General features: G+C 70.1%; 14 protein-coding genes (1 of these 14 cut by a window edge). 6 read left to right on the forward strand and 8 right to left on the reverse strand.

Features of this window, described 5'->3' with window-relative positions:
- Window positions 1-96: 96 nt before the first annotated feature.
- On the reverse strand, window positions 97-2,787 hold the full coding sequence (gene aceE, locus DEIGR_RS13520) for a pyruvate dehydrogenase (acetyl-transferring), homodimeric type (protein WP_058978755.1): 2,691 nt from the start codon (window positions 2,785-2,787) through the stop codon (window positions 97-99).
- A gap of 154 nt (window positions 2,788-2,941) precedes the next feature.
- Between aceE and DEIGR_RS13525 the strand changes: the two genes are divergently transcribed.
- On the forward strand, window positions 2,942-3,844 hold the full coding sequence (locus DEIGR_RS13525; protein WP_058978050.1) for a LysR substrate-binding domain-containing protein: 903 nt from the start codon (window positions 2,942-2,944) through the stop codon (window positions 3,842-3,844).
- Between the two features lie 59 nt (window positions 3,845-3,903).
- On the opposite strand, the gene DEIGR_RS13530 is transcribed toward DEIGR_RS13525, so the two are convergent.
- The gene (locus tag DEIGR_RS13530) at window positions 3,904-5,124 is read right to left on the reverse strand and encodes a TCR/Tet family MFS transporter (protein WP_058978052.1); all 1,221 of its coding nucleotides are present in this window, start codon (window positions 5,122-5,124) and stop codon (window positions 3,904-3,906) included.
- Window positions 5,125-5,259: 135 nt separating this feature from the next.
- On the opposite strand from DEIGR_RS13530, the gene uvrB reads away from it, so the two are divergent.
- Window positions 5,260-8,841: an excinuclease ABC subunit UvrB gene (uvrB, locus tag DEIGR_RS21615; protein WP_174518662.1), complete on the forward strand. Its 3,582-nt coding sequence runs from the start codon at window positions 5,260-5,262 to the stop codon at window positions 8,839-8,841.
- A 64-nt stretch (window positions 8,842-8,905) separates the two neighbouring features.
- Here the strand turns inward: uvrB and DEIGR_RS13540 are convergent, their stop codons facing one another.
- Together DEIGR_RS13540 and DEIGR_RS13545 are read right to left on the reverse strand one after the other, a co-directional pair.
- Complete coding sequence (locus DEIGR_RS13540; RefSeq protein WP_083524066.1) at window positions 8,906-10,147, reverse strand: uracil-xanthine permease family protein; 1,242 nt, start codon at window positions 10,145-10,147, stop codon at window positions 8,906-8,908.
- 105 nt (window positions 10,148-10,252) lie between these two features.
- A complete protein-coding gene (locus tag DEIGR_RS13545) occupies window positions 10,253-10,729 on the reverse strand; it encodes a hypothetical protein (protein WP_058978054.1) in 477 nt (158 codons plus the stop codon).
- A 30-nt stretch (window positions 10,730-10,759) separates the two neighbouring features.
- Between DEIGR_RS13545 and DEIGR_RS13550 the strand changes: the two genes are divergently transcribed.
- Genes DEIGR_RS13550 through DEIGR_RS13565 form a run of 4 tightly spaced genes read left to right on the forward strand, consistent with a single transcriptional unit; the run spans window position 10,760 to window position 12,515 of the window.
- Window positions 10,760-11,176, forward strand: a complete 417-nt coding sequence (locus tag DEIGR_RS13550) for a putative dsRNA-binding protein (protein ID WP_058978055.1) — start codon at window positions 10,760-10,762, stop codon at window positions 11,174-11,176.
- On the forward strand, window positions 11,173-11,838 hold the full coding sequence (locus DEIGR_RS13555) for an HAD family hydrolase (protein WP_407638326.1): 666 nt from the start codon (window positions 11,173-11,175) through the stop codon (window positions 11,836-11,838). Before DEIGR_RS13550 ends, DEIGR_RS13555 begins: the two co-directional genes overlap by 4 nt.
- On the forward strand, window positions 11,835-12,176 hold the full coding sequence (locus tag DEIGR_RS13560) for a YraN family protein (RefSeq protein WP_058978056.1): 342 nt from the start codon (window positions 11,835-11,837) through the stop codon (window positions 12,174-12,176). Before DEIGR_RS13555 ends, DEIGR_RS13560 begins: the two co-directional genes overlap by 4 nt.
- A gap of 24 nt (window positions 12,177-12,200) precedes the next feature.
- Window positions 12,201-12,515, forward strand: a complete 315-nt coding sequence (locus DEIGR_RS13565; RefSeq protein WP_058978057.1) for a hypothetical protein — start codon at window positions 12,201-12,203, stop codon at window positions 12,513-12,515.
- A gap of 210 nt (window positions 12,516-12,725) precedes the next feature.
- Here the strand turns inward: DEIGR_RS13565 and DEIGR_RS13570 are convergent, their stop codons facing one another.
- From DEIGR_RS13570 to folP, 4 genes are all read right to left on the reverse strand, one after another.
- On the reverse strand, window positions 12,726-13,220 hold the full coding sequence (locus tag DEIGR_RS13570) for a hypothetical protein (RefSeq protein WP_058978059.1): 495 nt from the start codon (window positions 13,218-13,220) through the stop codon (window positions 12,726-12,728).
- 91 nt (window positions 13,221-13,311) lie between these two features.
- Window positions 13,312-13,827, reverse strand: coding sequence for a 2-amino-4-hydroxy-6-hydroxymethyldihydropteridine diphosphokinase (folK, locus tag DEIGR_RS13575; RefSeq protein WP_058978061.1), 516 nt, complete (start codon window positions 13,825-13,827; stop codon window positions 13,312-13,314).
- Window positions 13,824-14,207, reverse strand: coding sequence for a dihydroneopterin aldolase (gene folB / locus DEIGR_RS13580; protein WP_058978063.1), 384 nt, complete (start codon window positions 14,205-14,207; stop codon window positions 13,824-13,826). The genes folK and folB overlap by 4 nt, the downstream gene beginning before the upstream one ends.
- A gap of 23 nt (window positions 14,208-14,230) precedes the next feature.
- Window positions 14,231-14,680 carry the 3' portion of a dihydropteroate synthase gene (gene folP / locus DEIGR_RS13585; protein ID WP_058978065.1) on the reverse strand. It continues 411 nt past the right edge of the window, so the window shows 450 of its 861 coding nt (coding positions 412-861); its start codon lies off the right edge, out of view; the stop codon is at window positions 14,231-14,233.

Here is a 14,680-nt window from a genome sequence, read left to right on the forward strand (position 1 = left end):
TTCTCCTTCGGAGAGGGGTGAAGAGTCTGGGTGTCCAAGGGTCTAAGAGGTGAGGTTGGTTGACCCTTCGACCCTCAGACCCTTGGACGCTGCGCGTCAGCGCAGTACCGGAGCGTCGCGTTCCGTGTCGATGCCGAGGTCGGCGATGGCCTGGGCGACCACTTCACCCTTGATCTTGCCGTCGCGCTGGAGGGCGTACAGGGTGGCGAGGACGACGTGCTTGGCGTCCACCTCGAAGAAGTCGCGGAGTTCCTTGCGCGCTTCGCTGCGGCCGAAGCCGTCGGTGCCGAGCGTCCAGAGTTTGCGGTCGAGGTGGCCGTTCAGGCCGTCCGCGCCGAGCTTGATGTAGTCGCTGACCGAGATCAGGACGCCGGGGGCGTTCTCGCGGCTCAGCTGCTGCGCGACGTACGGCACGCGGGGTTCGGCGGTGGGGTGGAGCATGTTGTGGCGCTGGGCGAGCAGGGCGTCCTGGTGGAGTTCCTTGTAGCTCGTGACCGACCACAGGTCGGCGGCCACACCGTACTTCTCGAGCATGGTGACGGCTTCCTGCGCGGCGCCCATGGCGGGGCCCCCGGCGAGGATCTGCGCCTGGAGCTTGGGTTTCTTCATGGGGCTGCGGTTCAGGCGGTAGAGGCCGCGGACGATGCCCTCGCGGATCTCCTCGTGGCTGCGGCCGTCGGCGGGCATGGCGGGCTGGACCTCGTTCTCGTTGTCGACGGTGACGTAGTAGAACTCGTCGATGCCGTCCACGTACATGCGCTGGATGCCGCTCTCGATGATCACGGCCAGTTCGTACGCGAAGGCCGGGTCGTACGTCTTGAGGTTCGGGACGACGTAAGCCTGCAGGTGGCTGTTGCCGTCCTGGTGCTGCAGGCCCTCGCCCGCCAGGGTGGTGCGTCCGGCGGTCGCCCCGAGGATGAAGCCGCGGGCGCGCTGGTCGGCAGCGGCCCAGACGAGGTCACCGACGCGCTGCATGCCGAACATGGAGTACAGCACGAAGAACGGGATGGTCGGCACGCCGTGGTTGGCGTACGCGGTGCCCGCCGCGATCCAGGAGGCCATCGCGCCGTCCTCGGTGATGCCCTCCTCGAGCATCTGGCCGTCCACGCTTTCCTTGTAGGCCATCAGCGAGCCGCTGTCGACCGGGGTGTACGTCTGGCCGCGCGGGCTGTAGATGCCGATGCGGGGCACCAGGGCGTCCATGCCGAAGGTGCGGGCCTCGTCGGGCACGATGGGCACGACGAGCTTGCCGATCTCCTTGTCGCGCAGCAGTTTGCTGATGATCTGCACGGCGGCCATGGTGGTGCTCACCTGGCGGTCGCCGCTGCCCTTGGCGAACTCCTCGTAGAACTCGCCGTTCGGGATGGTGGGGTGCGGGTACTCGACCTTGCGGGCGGGAATCGGCCCGCCCAGGGCGGCGCGGCGTTCCAGCGCGTACTTCACCTCGGGGCTGTCGGGGCCGGGGTGGTAGTACTCGAGGTGCTCGACCTGCTCGTCGGTCAGGGGGAGTTCCAGCGTGTCACGCAGGTCCTTCAGGGTGTGGAAGTCGAGCTTCTTGACCTGGTGGGCGACGTTGCGGGCCTGCGCGCTCTCGCCCAGGCCGTAGCCCTTGATGGTACGCGGGATGATGATCGTCGGGCTGCCCTTGTGCTGCACGGCCGAGGCGTACGCGGCGTAGATCTTGTGGATGTCGTGCCCGCCGCGGTTCAGGAGTTCCAGGTCCGCGTCGCTCCAGCCCTCGATCAGGGCCTTGAGTTCGGGGGTGTTGAAGAACTTCTCGCGCAGTTCCTTCCCGCCGAACGCCGCGTAGCGCTGCGATTCGCCGTCCACGAGCAGTTCGAAGCGCTTGACGATGTGGCCGTTGTAGTCCCGGGAGAGCAGTTCGTCCCACTTGCTGTCCCAGATGACCTTGATGACGTTCCAGCCCGCGCCGCGGAACAGCGCCTCGAACTCCTGGATGACCTTGCTGTTCGCGCGCACCGGCCCGTCGAGGCGCTGGAGGTTCGCGTTCAGCACGAAGATCAGGTTGTCGAGGTTCTCGTACGCCGCGAAGCGGATCGCGCCGATGCTCTGCGGCTCGTCCATCTCGCCGTCCCCGAGGAACGCCCAGACCTTCGCGTCGCCCTTGGGTTTCAGGCTGCGGTTCTCGAGGTACTTGATGAAGCGCGCCTGGTAGATCGCCTGGATGGGACCCAGGCCCATGCTGACGGTCGGGAATTCCCAGTAGTCGGGCATCAGCCAGGGGTGCGGGTAGCTGCTCAGGCCCGCGCCCTCGGGCTGCAGTTCGCGGCGGAAGCGGTTCATGCGGGCCTCGTCGAAACGGCCCTCCAGGAAGGAGCGGGCGTACACGCCGGGGCTGGCGTGGCCCTGGTAGAAGATCAGGTCGCGGTCCTGCCCGGCGCCGTGGCCGCGGAAGAAGTGGTTGAAGCCCACCTCCAGCAGCTCGGCGGCGCTGGCGTACGTGCTGAGGTGCCCGCCGATCCCGTCGCTGTTCTTGTTCGCCTTGATGACCATGGCGACGGCGTTCCAGCGGATGATGTTGCGGATGCGGCGTTCGATCTCGGCGTCACCGGGGTACTCGGGCTGCTGATCGACGTCGATGGTGTTGATGTAGGGGGTGTTCTGCTTGAACGTGATCGGCGCGCCGTGGAAGTACGCGTAGTGATCGAGTTCCTCCAGCAGTTCCGCCGCGCGGTTGTCCCCGGCGTCGGCGAACACGTACGCCAGGGAGTCCAGCCACTCCTGCGTCTCGACCGCGTTGAGCTGCTGGCGTTCCTGCGCGTTCATCCCGGCGCGCGCGGGCCGGTTCGGCGGTGCCGACTTCTGGGGAGACTGCGTCATGCTGCCCAGCATAGGCCCCGCCGGTCCCACACTTCCAACAGGGAATTCTCATGGGATTCACCACTGACACTGGTGGGTGGCGGACGCTACGCTGTCCCTGATGTCGGTCGAACTGCGTCACCTGCGGCACTTCGTGGCCCTCGCCGAGGAGGAACACTTCGGGCGGGCCGCCGAACGCGTGTTCGTCGTGCAGCAGGCTCTGAGCAACTCCATCCGCAACCTGGAGGAGGAGGTCGGGGTGCCCCTGGTGCTGCGCACCACCCGCCGCGTGCAACTGACCCCCGCCGGGCAGGAATTCCTGATCGGCGCGCGCGAGACGCTCGCCCTGGCCGGACAGACCGTCGAACGCGCCCGCCGCGCCGCCCGCGGAGAGGTGGGCCGCCTGAGCGTCGGCTTCGTCAGCGGCCTGGCGTTCGGGGGCCTGCCGGAGATCGTACGGCGCTTCCGGGAGCTGTACCCGAACGTCAGCGTGGACCTGCGCGAACTCACCGCGCAGGAACAGGAAGCCGCGCTGCGCGGCGGGCAGGTCGGCATCGGCCTGATGCTGCTGCCCGTCCGCGACCCCACCCTCGACTCCCGCGCCCTCTGGCGCCAACCCCTGGTCGCCGCGCTGCCCGCCGCGCACCCCCTCGCCCGCAAACGCCGGTTGAAGATCAGCGACCTGCGCGCCGAACCGTTCGTGTTCTTCCCCCGCCAGATCCGCGCCACGTACTTCGATCAGGTCATGCGCTGGTGCTCCACAGCCGGATTCACCCCCCACGTCGTCCAGGAAGCCATCGAGGTCCCCACCCTCCTCTCCCTGGTCGCGGCGGGCGTCGGCGTGTTCCTCCCCATCGAATTCTTCAGCCGCCTGTCCCTGCCCGGCGTCGCCTACCGCCCCATCGAGGACGCCCCCACCGTGGACATCGTCGCCGTGTGGCGACGCGGCGACGGCAAGAACCCCGTCATCCGCGCGTTCCTGACCGTCGCGGAGGAAGTGCTGCGGGAGGGAAGTGGGAAGTAGGCAGTGGGGAGTGGGCTCGGGCGGGGTGAGCGCTCAGGTCGCGGGAGTGCCGTTGACCGTCACCCCTGCTGCGGCTTTCCCGTGTCCGGCATGCCGCGCAGGACACCCAGGATCACTAGCGTGCCCGCCACGGACAGCAGCGCGCCCAGGGTGAAGGCCGCACCGGGGAAGTCGTGCGTGACGCCGAACGCGTACACGCTGGTCGCCACGACGGGACCCACGACCGCCACGAGGCTGTTCAGGCTGGTGATCGCGCCCTGCACGCGGCCCTGCTCGGTCTCGCCCACCTGACGGGAGATCAGGCCCTGCAGGGCTGGGTTCGCGAGGCCGCCCAGCGCGCCCACGACCAGTGAGGCGTACAGCAGCGCGCCGCTGCGGGCCACGCTGAGCACCGTGAATTCCAGGATGCTGCTGACCAGTCCGGTCATGATGGTGCGCCGCTCGCCGAAGCGCGCGATGAACGGCCCGATCAGGCCGCCCTGCACGGCGGCGGTCAGCAGCCCGAAGAATGCCAGCGCCACGCCGTTCTGCCCTGGCGTCCAGCGGAGCACGCCCTCGGTGTACAGCACCCACGTGCTGAAGATCACCTGCCCCGCGAGGCCCAGCAGCACGAACGTCAGCGTCAGGGACCTCAGGATCGGGTACTCGCCCAGCGCCCGCAGCGGCAGCAGCGGATTCAGGTCCGCGCGCCGCAGGCCACGCGCGCGGCTGCTCTCGGGCAGCGACTCGGGCAGCACGAACAGGCCGTACAGGACGTTCAGGCCCGTCAGGGCCGCCGCGACCATGAACGGCACCCGCAGTCCGTACTCGCCCAGCAGGCCACCCAGCGCCGGGCCCAGGATGAACCCCACCCCGAACGTAGCGCCCAGCAGCCCGAAGTTCTTCGCGCGGTCCTCCGGCGGGGACACGTCCGCGATGTACGCGTTCGCGACCGTCAGGCTCGCCCCGGTGATCCCCGCCAGGATGCGGCCCACGAACAGCCACGCCAGATTCGGCGCGAACGCCAGCAGCAGGTAATCCAGCGCCATGCCGCTCAGCGCGAACAGCAGCACCGGCCGCCGCCCGAAGCGGTCACTCAGCACCCCCAGGATCGGCGCGAAGATGAACTGCATCACCGCGTACGCCGCCGTCAGCAGCCCGATCGTCCGCGCGCCCGCCACCTCCGACCCCGCCAGTTCCTTCACCAGCCCCGGCAGCACGGGGATGATCAGCCCGATCCCGACGATGTCGATCAGGGCGGTCAGCAGAATGAAGATCAGGGCAGCAGGACGGGCGCGCATGGGGGGCAGTGTACGGCGCGCAGGTCAAGGTTCCCTTCAGCCATCTCGCTTACCATCCACTTACGTCCGGGGCGTAAAATAAGCGGATTCGTTCGGGCCGCGCCCACCCCCTCTCCCCCACCCTCCGGAGGTTCCATGCTCAAGGTCAAGTCCGCGTTCCAGCCCTCCGGGGATCAACCCACCGCCATCCGCTCACTGGTCGACGGCCTGGACTCCGGCCTCCGGTTCCAGACCCTGCTCGGGGCGACCGGCACCGGGAAGTCGGTGGCGTGGCACGAGCCCGTCACAGTGGAGGTCGCCGGGCAGGTGCGGCGCCTGCCCATCGGTGAACTGATTGACGGGCTGTTCGGCACGCCCACGCAGGACGAGGATTCGCTGGAGTTGCCGCCGCCCGATCCGATGCGGGTGCTGGCGTGGAACGCGGCGGACGGCGCGGTGGCGTGGCGGACGGTGACAGCCCTGACGCGGCACGGCGCGCCGGAGCGGCTGCACCGGCTGGTCACCGCGTGCGGGCGGGAGGTGACGGTCACGGCGGATCACAGCGTGTGGGTCCTGCGAGGCGGGCACGTTCAGCTGGTCGCGGGGGATGACGTGCGGCCCGGTGACGCGCTGCCGGTGCCTCGGCGGGTGCCGCAACCGGACGGGACGGTCACGCATCTGGACACGCTGGCGCTGCTGGACGGCACGCCCTTCCACGTGGCGGTACCGTACACGCCGGACCGTGACCCGGAGTGGCGTGATCTCGTGCGTGGGCATCATGCCCGCCCGGACGGGAAACTGCACGCCCTGCGCCGTGGGAAGAGGGGCGGTGGCCTGAGCGTCACGGCGGCCCGCGCGGCGGTCGCGCAGGGACTGGCGGTCGCTGCCGAGGCGCGCGTCTCGGCCCGGTCGGTCAGCGTGGCCGGGCAGCTGCCCCTGACGCCCGCACTGGCGCTGCTGCTCGGGCAGTACGTCGCGGAGGGGCACGCCGCGCCGGGCTGCGCGCTGATCTCCGTGCGGGACGCGGACGTACAGGCGCAGCTCACAGCGGCGCTGGACGAACTGGAGGCCGGGTATTTCCGCCGCGCGGACGGTGATTTCGTGCTGTCGGGCCGGGTGTGGCGGGAGGTGCTGGCCCGACTGATGGGCGAGCGTTCCGGCGAGAAGCGTCTGCCGGTGAACTTCGCGGCGTTCCCGGACGCCTTCCTGGCGGGCGTGCTCCGCGCGTACTTCGAGGGGGACGGCGGGGTGGACGGCGGCGCGGTCACGGCCGTGACGAACAGCGCGCGGCTGGCCGGGGAACTGGCCGAGGCGCTGCTGCGTTTCGGGGTGTGGGCGCGTCTGCGCGAGGTGCAGAAGCGCCGCCCGGACGGCACGCTGGGCACGTACCACAGGGTCACGGTGTCCGGCGCCGAGAACCTGCGGGCATTCCAGGAAGGGGTCGGGTTCCTGAGTGCCCGCAAGCAGGCGGCGCTCGCGGACCTGCTGGACCGGGCCGGTGAGGGCAACACGAACGTGGATGTGGTTCCCGGCGTGGGTGGGCGCCTGCTGGCCGAACGGGAGCGGGCTGGGCTGTCGCAGCGGCAGGTGGCGCAGGCCGCAGGTTGCACGCGCACGATGGTCTCGGCGGTCGAGTGCGGCATCCGCGCCCCCAGTGCGGGTCTGTTCCGCCGCCTGTGCGAGGCGCTGAACGTGACCGACGCGGCCTTCACGGGGCTGGCCGATGTTCACTGGTCGCCAGTCGAGACCAACGAGACGATGGCGCCCGAGACGCCCTTCGTGTACGACTTCAGCGTGGACGGTTTCGAGACCTTCCTGACCGGTCGGGGCGGCCTGTTCGTCCACAACACCTACAGCATGGCGAAGGTCATCGAGGAAACCCAGCGACCGGCGTTGATCATGGCGCCGAACAAGATCCTCACGGCGCAACTGGCATCCGAGTTCCGGGAGTTCTTCCCGGACGCGGCGGTGGAGTTCTTCATCAGTTACTACGACTACTACCAGCCCGAGGCGTACGTGCCGGGCAAGGACCTGTTCATCGAGAAGGACGCCAGCATCAACCAGGAGATTGAGCGGCTGCGGCACTCGACGACGCGCAGTCTGTTGACGCGCCGGGACACGATCGTGGTCGCCAGTGTCAGCTGCATCTACGGCCTGGGCGACCCGAAGGAGTACACGGCGCTGAACGCCATCCTGAAGAAGGGCGGGCAGATGCCGCGCGACGAGCTGCTGGGGCGGCTGGTGAACATGCAGTACGAGCGGAACGACGTGGAACTCATGCCGGGCCGCTTCGGGGTGAAGGGCGAGGTGGTGACGGTGTGGCCCGCCTACGACGAGCAGCCCCTGCGGGTGGAACTGTGGGGCGACGACGTGGAACGCATCAGCGTGGTGCATCCGCTGACCGGGGACCGGCTGGCGGATCTGGACGCGACCGTCATCTACCCCGCCAAGCATTACGTGAGCAGTGCGGGGAACATCGAGCGGGCCATCGTGACCATCCAGCAGGAACTGGACGAGCGGCTGGAGTACTTCAAGTCCACCGGGAAGCTGCTGGAGGCGCAGCGCCTGAAGGAACGCACCCTCTACGACCTGGAGATGCTCAAGGTCCTGGGGTACTGCTCGGGCATCGAGAACTACTCGCGGCACATCGACGGGCGCGCGGCGGGGCACACGCCGTACACCATGCTGGATTACTTCCCGGATGACTTCGTGACGTTCATCGACGAGTCGCACGTGACGGTCCCGCAGATCGGTGGGATGGCGAACGGCGACCGGGCCAGGAAGCAGACGCTGGTGGACTACGGCTTCCGCCTGCCGTCGGCGATGGACAACCGCCCGCTGAACTTCGACGAGTTCATGAGCAAGACCGGGCAGCTGGTGTTCGTGTCCGCCACGCCCGGCCCGTACGAACGCGAGCACAGTGACAGCGTGGCCGATCAGATCATCCGCCCGACCGGCCTGATCGACCCGCCGGTGGGCATCCGGCCCATCCAGGGTCAGATCGAGGACCTGCTGGGCCGCGTCCGCGAACGCAGCGCGAAGGGCGAACGCACCCTGGTCACGACCCTCACGAAGCGGATGTCCGAGGACCTCACCGAGTACCTGCTGGAGAAGGGCGTGAAGGCGCGCTACATGCACAGCGACATCGACAGCGTCGAGCGTCAGGTGATCATCCGCGACCTGCGCCTGGGACACTACGACGTGCTGGTCGGCATCAACCTGCTGCGCGAGGGTCTCGACCTGCCGGAGGTCTCGCTGGTCGCCATCCTCGACGCGGACAAGCCCGGCTTCCTGCGCAGTGAACGCGCCCTGATCCAGACCATCGGCCGCGCCGCCCGCAACGTGAACGGCGAGGTCATCCTGTACGCCGACTCCATCACGCCCGCCATGCAGTTCGCCATGGACGAGACCGCCCGCCGCCGCGAGAAACAGATGGCGTACAACGAGACCCACGGCATCACCCCCACCACCGTCATCAAGGGTGTGCGCGACGTCATCCGCGGCGAGGAGCAGCCGGGCGAGATCAGCTCCGCCACCGTCGGCGACGACCGCGACGCTCTGTCCGCGCAGCTCACGGACCTGGAACTCGACATGTGGCAGGCCTCCGAGGACCTCGACTTCGAACGCGCCGCTAGCCTACGCGACCAGATCCGCGCCATCGAGGCGAAACTCCAGGGCAAGGAGTTCCAGCAGGCCACCGTCCCTGGGCAGAAGGTCCGCCGCAAGGGCAGACGCTGACCCACAGCCATGAAGCGACGGGCCACCCTCTGATCCGGGGTGGCCCGCCGCTCATGCGTGGACGTCAGTGCAGGGTGCGTCCGGGTTCGTCCGTTTCGGGTGTCTGCGCGGGCAGGATGAGGTTCGCGACGATGCCGACCAGCGCGGCGAGGGCCATGCCGTGCAGTTCGAGGCTGGTGCCCGCGACGCTGATGGGGAACGCGGCGCCGCCGAGGCCCAGCACGAGGATCAGGGACACGATGATGAGGTTGCGGCTGTGCGCGAAGTCGATCCGCGCCTCACTGAGGGTGCGGATGCCGACCGAGGCGATCATGCCGAACAGCAGGATGCTCACGCCGCCCAGCACGCCCTGCGGGAGGCTCTTGAGCACCGCGGCGAGTTTCGGGGAGCAGCCGAACAGGACGGCGAACACGGCGCCGATCTGGAGGACGCGCGGGTCGTACACGCGGGTGAGGGCGAGGACGCCGGTGTTCTCGGCGTAGGTGGTGGCGGCGGGGCCGCCGAGCGCGGCGCTGCTCATGTTCGCCAGCCCGTCGGCGAACAGGGTGCGGCTCAGGCCGGGTTTCTCGAGGAAGTTCTTTCCGACGACGCGGCCGTTCACGATGACGTCGCCGACGTGTTCGATGAACGTGACGACCGCGACGGGCGCGATGATCGCCACGGCCCGCCAGTCCAGGGTGGGCGCGTGGAAGTCCGGGAGGCCCAGCAGGGGCGCGGCGGCGATGGCGTTCAGGCCGTCCTGGGTCACCTGCCCGGTCAGGAGGGACACGACGTACCCGGTGACGACGCCGACCAGGATGGGAATCATGCGGAACAGGCCCTTCCCGTAGATGCTGGCAATGACGGCGGCAGCCAGCGTGACGAGGGCCAGCCACCAGTTCGTCTTGGCCTGGTTCACGGCGACGCTGCTGAGGCCCAGGCCGATCACGATGATGACGGGGCCGGTCACGACGGGCGGGAACACCCGCAGCAGCCTGTCCGTACCCAGGAGTTTCACGAGGCCGCTGAACAGCAGGTACATGGCTCCGGCGGCGATCAGGCCGCCCCCGGCGGCGGCAGGGCCGAATTCCTTGACGACCAGCGCGGTGGGCGCGATGAACGCGAACGAGCTGCCCAGGAAGATCGGGACCTGACCGCGCGTGAGCAGGTGGAAGATCAGCGTGGCGACGCCCGCGCCGAACAGCGCGACGCTGGGGGACAGGCCGACCAGGATGGGGACCAGGACGGTCGCGCCGAACATGGCGATGGAGTGTTGCAGGCCCAGCACGATCTGGCGGGCGCTGGGGCGGGTGGGGGTCAGGGTCACGGCGGGGGCCTCCGGAGGGCATGGGTCGGCACCCGCACACGTGGGCGGGTGGGGGCGGCGTTGCTCCGGGGGTTCAGGGTAGCGCACCGGCCGTGCGGCGGGTGGTCAGGGCGTGGGGGCCCGCGTCAGGGTGCACTGGCCCAGGCGCAGTTCGCGCGCGGCGTCGGCCTGTTCCTGCGGCGTGCGGGTCACGTCCAGAACGGCCAGGACACGTTCCAGCGCGGCGGGCAGGTCGCTCAGGGGGCCGCTGGCGAGCACGCCGGTCGCGCCGGGCTGGACCAGGGTGCTCAGGCGCAGCGCGCAGGCGAGGCCCAGGCCGCCCTCGCGGGCGTCTTTCAGGTCCAGGGCGATCAGCGTGTCGGCGGTCGCATCGAGCAGCAGGCTGCCCCGGTCGGCGCGGTAGGTGCCGGGCGCGGTGGGGGTGGGCGGCGCAGCGGTCAGGCGCAGGGCCGTGCTCAGCACCTCGCCGTCGAAGGTGGTGGCGCTCAGCGTCCAGGTCTGCCCCGGCTGGACGGGCGTGGGGGCCGGGGCGGCGAGGGCCGAGCCGAGCAGCAGGGGCAGCAGGAGGGTCGGGAGGCGCATACCTTCAGCGTAGCGGGTAGGCTGGGGTGCATGAACGCGAAAGGTGACCTGATCGCGCGCGCCCTGAGCCTGGGCCTGGGCGCGCCGGAATTCGAGGTGTCGTCCGACGGTCCGCCCCACCAGCGGACGTTCCACGTGACGGTGCGGATCGGCGGCGAGCCGCTGGGCGAGGGCGGATCGGGCCGCAGCCGCAAGGACGCCGAGCGGGCGGCGGCGGATTCGGCGCTGCGCGTGCTGGACGGCGAGCCGATGGCGGACACCGAGGAGGTGCTCGACGAGGCCCCCACCGGGCGCTGGCCGATCTACGCGGGGGTGCTGGAGGCCGCGCTGGAGACGGCCGCGGAGTTCGCGGACGAGGACGCCTCGCTGGACGACGTGCGCCGCGACGCGGGCCGCCTGTACCGCGAGCTGCTGCTGGACCTGGGGCACGGGCCGGACCCGCTGTGAGCGACTGGCCGTGGCGGCCCGCCGGGGTGCTGTTCGACATGGACGGCGTCCTGACCGCGAACAACGCCTTTCACCGGCAGGCGTGGCAGGAGGTGGCGCTGGAGGTGCTGGGCCTGACCCTCTCGGAAGAGGACCTGGATCACAAGGTGGACGGGGGCCGCAACCCGGAGATCATTGAGCGCCTGACCGGCACCTACCCGGACGAGGCGCTGGCCGCCCGCTTTCACGACGCGAAGGAGGGCCGCTACCGGTCACTGGCGGCGGGAGCGCTGCGCGAGGTGGCGGGCCTGAGTGCCCACCTGGACGCCCTGGACGCGCGGGGGATTCCGTTCGCGCTGGTCACGAGTGCCGACGCGGTGAACGTGGCGTTCGGCATGGAGCAGCTGGGTTTCGGGCCGCGCTTCGTGACGCGGGTACTGGGCGAGGACGTCACGCGCGGCAAACCTCACCCGGAGCCGTTCCTGCTGGGCGCGCAGCGGCTGGGCCTGAATGCCGCCGACTGCCTCGCGCACGAGGACGCCGTGAACGGCGTGCGCAGCGCGGCCGGGGCGGGCTGCCGGATTGTGGCCCTGACGACCACCGCGCCGGAGTCGGCGCTGCTGGCGGCGGGGGCGGCGCTGGCCGCGGCGGACTTCACGTCCTGGCCCGACTGGCTGGCGTGAAGGGCGCGCAGGCCGAGGACCGCGCCGCCGCGTTCCTGAGCGGGCTGGGCCGCGAGGTGCTGGCCCGCAACTACCGCATTCCCGGCGGGGAGATCGACGTGATCTCGCGCGAGCCGGGCGGGACGCTGGTGTTCACCGAGGTCCGCCAGCGCCGCTCGGCGCGTTTCGGCAGCGCGGCGGAGTCCGTCACGCCGCGCAAGCTGGCGCTGATGCAGCGCGCCGCGCTGACCTACCTGACGCGCGAACTGGGCCGCGACGACCTCCCGTGCCGCCTGGAGGTGCTGACCATCGACGGCAGCGCCGGGGACGGCACGCTGAGCCTGCACGCGGTTGAGTGACTGGCCCGCGCTAGAATCCCCGGCATGCGCAGTGATTACCTGTCGGCCGCCCGCGCCCTGCAACTGGGGCGGGAGAGTGCCGTGGAGGGCGATCAGGGCCGCGCGCTGCGCCTGTACCGCGAGGCGCTGGACCTGCTGTGCGTGCTGCCGCCCGAGCGGACGCGGGACGTGCTGCTGGCGCACACGCACCTGGCGTTCTACCAGACGCTGGAGTTGCTGGGCGGCCCGGATGGACAGCGGCACCTGCAGCTGGGCGTCAGTTACGCGCGCAGCACGCGTGATCCGCTGGCCCGCGCGATTGCCGAGGAGTGCCTGAGCGGCCTGGACGTCGTGCTGTAATACGGACTCCGGTTGAATGGTTTGCAAAAACCGTTCAACCCGAGCGGATGCGAGAAGGAGCGAAGCGGGTTCCGGGCGTGGAGTTGGCAGATCGGTGGCGTTCCGATCTGTCAACGAAACAGACGGAATCCTTATAAGGGCGCCGGGCTGTCACCGGAACAGGCGAAGGCCCCGGCAGTGCGTCTGCCGGGGCCTTGCTGTGTCTCGTACTTACTGGCCGGGGAGGTTCAGGGTGGCGGTGGTCTTGCCGGTCTTCTTGTCGTGCGTGCAGGCCATGGGCAGCTGACCCAGGGTGTTCACGCGTTCGCCGCTGTGCACGGCGATCGTGACGGGCGCGGTGAGGGTCCAGCCGCCACCCTCGACGGTCTGGGTGGCCTTGATGATCTCGGCGGGTTCCGCCTCCACGGCGGCGTGCAGTTCATCCCCGGCTTTCAGGGGGCTGCTCTGCTCGACCAGCGTCTTCAGGGGAATGGCCTGACCCATGGCGCCGACGGTGAGTTCCTCGGTGTCCTCGGCGATTTCCTTGCAGGCCTCGATGAACTTGTACTTGCTGATGCCGTTGGCGTCCCGGTCGCTGTAGATGGGGTTGGCGCGGACGGCGGTGGCGGTCACGAAGCCCAGGAGGGCCACGGTCAGGATGATGGCAACCCACAGCAGCGCGCGGCCAGCGCCTCCGTGGCTGGTGGATGTGGTGTGCTTGCTCATGTCACCGCCCAGCATAGCGTCCCGCGCCGCCTGGGAATGGCGGGCGGCGCCGCAGTGTGGTCACCGGTCGGGGAACGAATCAGGGCGCGGGTCAGTGCCAGTCGTTGAACCAGTCGTCGATGTGGGCTTCCACGCCCCGGCGGTCGGCGCGGGCCAGCGCGGCACTGACGGTCTCGCCCGTCACGGGGTGCGGCAGGTGCGGGTGCAGGTCGCTCAGGGGGGCCAGCACGAACGCGCGGTCCCAGGCGCGCGGGTGCGGCAGGTGCAGGGCGGGGTTGTCGCTGATCAGGGTGCCGTGCAGGATCAGGTCGAGGTCCAGGGTGCGGGCCTCCCAGCGTTCGGTGCGGGTGCGTCCGGCGCGGGCCTCGATGTCGTGCAGGCCCGCCAGGAGGGCGTGGGCGCTCAGGGGGGTGTGCAGACAGAGGGCGGCGTTCAGGTACTCGGGCTGCCCGGCGGGCCCGCCGACGGGCGCGGTACGGTACAGCCGCGACAGGGCCTTCACGGTGCCCAGGGTGCGCAATTCGGTCACGGCCCGGCGCAGAGTGGTCAAGGGGTCGCCCAGGTTGGCGCCCAGCGCGATGAACGCGGCGGTCTGCGGGGTGGTCACAGGTCCTCGCGGCGCAGGGTCAGTTCGGCGTACACGTCGCGGAACACGCCGGGCAGCGGCGCGAAGGGCTTGTGGACGCGCACGGTGACGTGCGTCACCCTGGGCTGGTCGCGCAGGACGCGCCGCGCGATCCGGTCGGCGAGCACCTCGATCAGCTGATGGCGGGGCACGGTGACTTCCTGCTGGATGGCGGCGTACACCTCGGCGTAGTTCACGGCCTCGTTCAGGTCGTCGGTCAGTCCGGCGAAGGGGTAGTGCAGTTCGGCGTCCACGATGAAGCGGGCGCCCAGGACGGCCTCGGTGTCGAACACGCCGTGCCGGGCGTGGAATTCCAGGCCCTGCAGCACGACGCGGCTGTGCGGGGGGGTGGGGGTCGTCATCTCACGAGTGTAGTGGGTGCGGGTCAGCCCGCGTTCAGTGCGGTCTGGACCCGCAGCGCCTGCACGTGCGCGGCGGCGGCGTGGGCGCGCACGATGGCCGCGCCGCCGCGCGCGGCGTGCAGGTGCAGCGCGAGGCTGCCTGGATCGCGGTCGGCCGCGACCGGAACGTCCGCAATGAAGTCGATCAGGCGTTTGCGGCTCGCGCCGATCAGGACGGGGTGCGGCCCGCCTGTCAGGTCGGGCAGGGCCCGCAGCAGCGCGAGGTTGTGCTCCAGCGTCTTCCCGAAGCCGATGCCCGGGTCGAGGATCACGTCCGGCACCCCGGCGGCCAGGGCCTCGCGCGCCTGGACGTGCAGGTAATCATGCACCTCTTGCACCACGTCGGCGTAGTGCGGGTCGCGCTGCATGGTGCGCGGTTCGCCCTGCATGTGCATCACGCAGGCGGGCGCTCCGGCGTCGGCACAGACCGCGCG

It is taken from the genome of Deinococcus grandis (assembly GCF_001485435.1).
Taxonomy (GTDB): Bacteria; Deinococcota; Deinococci; order Deinococcales; family Deinococcaceae; genus Deinococcus; species Deinococcus grandis.

What these genes read in the sequence shown, in the direction of transcription:
- DEIGR_RS13570 (WP_058978059.1), bottom strand. Translation starts at nt 13,220, where the DNA reads ATGAGCAAGCACACCACATCCACCAGCCACGGAGGCGCTGGCCGCGCG.
- DEIGR_RS13545 (WP_058978054.1), bottom strand. Translation starts at nt 10,729, where the DNA reads ATGCGCCTCCCGACCCTCCTGCTGCCCCTGCTGCTCGGCTCGGCCCTC.
- DEIGR_RS13530 (WP_058978052.1), bottom strand. Translation starts at nt 5,124, where the DNA reads ATGCGCGCCCGTCCTGCTGCCCTGATCTTCATTCTGCTGACCGCCCTG.
- DEIGR_RS13525 (WP_058978050.1), top strand. Translation starts at nt 2,942, where the DNA reads ATGTCGGTCGAACTGCGTCACCTGCGGCACTTCGTGGCCCTCGCCGAG.
- DEIGR_RS13565 (WP_058978057.1), top strand. Translation starts at nt 12,201, where the DNA reads ATGCGCAGTGATTACCTGTCGGCCGCCCGCGCCCTGCAACTGGGGCGG.
- DEIGR_RS13550 (WP_058978055.1), top strand. Translation starts at nt 10,760, where the DNA reads ATGAACGCGAAAGGTGACCTGATCGCGCGCGCCCTGAGCCTGGGCCTG.
- folB (WP_058978063.1), bottom strand. Translation starts at nt 14,207, where the DNA reads ATGACGACCCCCACCCCCCCGCACAGCCGCGTCGTGCTGCAGGGCCTG.
- uvrB (WP_174518662.1), top strand. Translation starts at nt 5,260, where the DNA reads ATGCTCAAGGTCAAGTCCGCGTTCCAGCCCTCCGGGGATCAACCCACC.
- aceE (WP_058978755.1), bottom strand. Translation starts at nt 2,787, where the DNA reads ATGAACGCGCAGGAACGCCAGCAGCTCAACGCGGTCGAGACGCAGGAG.